Source organism: Caldisericota bacterium (assembly GCA_034717215.1).
In the GTDB taxonomy this organism is placed as follows: Bacteria; Caldisericota; Caldisericia; order Caldisericales; family Caldisericaceae; genus UBA646.
Genome location: JAYELD010000069.1, coordinates 1 through 2,021, shown reverse-complemented (window position 1 = coordinate 2,021; position 2,021 = coordinate 1). Strand labels below are relative to the sequence as shown.

Genomic DNA, 2,021 nt, shown 5'->3' with positions numbered 1-2,021 from the left:
GCCTACGCTTCTTGTAATCAATATTTTTATTCCTACATGTAAGACACCGTTTGAGAATTGTCCTGTTCCATCTCTTGAAGATGTGCAAAAGGTGTTAAATAAAGCTCACAAGCGGCTCACCCAAACGACAATGTTTTTGGGATGCATGCGGCCTTTCGGCAAGTACAGGGAAAGGTTGGACATAATGGCGTATGAAGAAGGCGTGAAGGGCTTTGTAAAACCTACAAAACCTTTAGTTGAATGCGTAAAAAAAGATGGTGAACAAATCACCACTGTTGAGGAATGCTGCGCCCTCATTTAAGTTTACGTCACACTGGTGCCAGACACTAGTGTGACGTAAACTAAGGAGATAAAAAATGGGAAGAGAAAAAAGAACTCAATTAGCAGGTGGTATCTATCATATTATTTCTAAAGGTAACACTGGCAAGAAAATTTTCATTAATGATATAGATAGAACATTTTTCCTGAAAAATCTTGCAAAGAACAGTAATAATTTTGATACTATGATTTTTTCGTATGTACTGATGAGCAATCATTATCATATTCTTCTCAGGACAAACAAAAATAATCTTTCTGACTTTATGCATCGTTTAAATACTATATATTCTCATCGTTTTAATTATATGCATGGCCTAACAGGACATCTGTTCCATGATAGATATAAAAGTTTTCTTGTGGAAGACGACCAGTATTTTGTTGCCGCAATGCGGTATATTGCAATAAATCCTGTTGCTGCAGGAGTAGTAGAAAAAGCTGAGAAATATGAGTGGGGAAGTTATAGGTATCTCTTTGAGGAAGATCCTTATCCCTGGCTGCACATCAGGGAAGCTTTGTCTTTGGTAGATATGTCTGTAAGAGATTTTGTAAAGATTTCCGAGAAGAAAATAGATTCATTAGAATTTAAGAAATTTGAAGCAGAAAACGATGATATGGATTACAAAGAAATTATTCGTTACATGGAAGTTGTTAGAGAGCACATAGGGGATCTTTCAGATAATACAGTTTTGCGAAATAGTTTAATTTATTTTTTATATCAAGCTGGTTTTAGTAAAAGTGACATTGGAAGAACTGTTGGAATCTCCCGTAGAGGTGTGTACAGGATTGCCGAAAAAGTATCTGACAGCATCGAGAGGGGAGATAGGAGGTATATAAATGCAATTAGTAGAATAAATAGTGTAAACAAACAGGTTAGTGTCACACTGGTGCCTGGCACCAGTGTGACACAGAGGGAAGATAAAGGATGATGGAGCGAAAGATTAGAGCGTCAATTGGGAGTTTAGGGGCGCTGGGGATGCGCGACATAAAATTGCCTGTGCCTCCTACCACGGTTTATCTTATGGTTGGTGAGCGGTGTATGTATGATTGCGCTTATTGTTCCCAGGCGTCAAATTCCAAGGGTTCTGTGGAGCAGCTTTCGCGCGTTATCTGGCCGGCGGTGGAGTGGGAGGAATTGAAAGCCGCCATAAAAGATGCGCCGAGTTTTATAAAAAGAGTTTGTTTCCAGGTAGTAAACAGCCATGGTTTTCTGGAAGATGTGCTGTTTTTTATACGGGAGATAAAAGATGTTTCTTCTCTTCCTGTGTCTGTTTCTATTAGGGTTAACAGAATGGAAGATTTGGAAGAGCTTTTTAAAGCCGGCGTTGAGCGTGTAGGCATTGCACTGGATGTTGCAACTGAAACAACTTACAGCAAGTATCGTGGAGGAGATTTTAAAAGAATGGTTGATTTGATACTTCGCGCCGGAGAATTATTTAAGGGAAGGATCACAACGCATATTATCGTTGGCATGGGCGAAACGGACATGGAATTGTATGGTGTAATGAAAAAGATGTTTGATAATGGAATTACGGTAGGGCTTTTTGCATTTACACCTATTAAAGGTACGCGCCTTGAAGGTGAAGATCCGCCATCTCTAACGCGATACAGAAGGATTCAACTGATGCGATACCTGTTCAGTAAAGGAGTTGAGTTTTTGCCGGAGTTTGACGAAACAGAAAATCTTATTTCAATGGATGTAGTGA

The 2,021-nt window shown here is 39.2% G+C and carries 3 protein-coding genes; all 3 read left to right on the top strand.

Translation table 11 applies throughout. The annotated features are described in order from the left end of the window. Window positions 1-301, top strand: a 301-nt coding sequence (locus U9Q18_02815) for a radical SAM protein (GenBank protein MEA3313289.1), incomplete at its 5' end; no start/stop codon positions are given. Window positions 302-356: 55 nt separating this feature from the next. Next, entirely contained in the window at window positions 357-1,244 is an 888-nt protein-coding gene (locus tag U9Q18_02810; GenBank protein ID MEA3313288.1) for a transposase, read from the top strand. Further along, on the top strand, window positions 1,241-2,021 hold a 781-nt coding region (locus U9Q18_02805), incomplete at its 3' end, for a radical SAM protein (protein ID MEA3313287.1). The genes U9Q18_02810 and U9Q18_02805, both read left to right, overlap by 4 nt.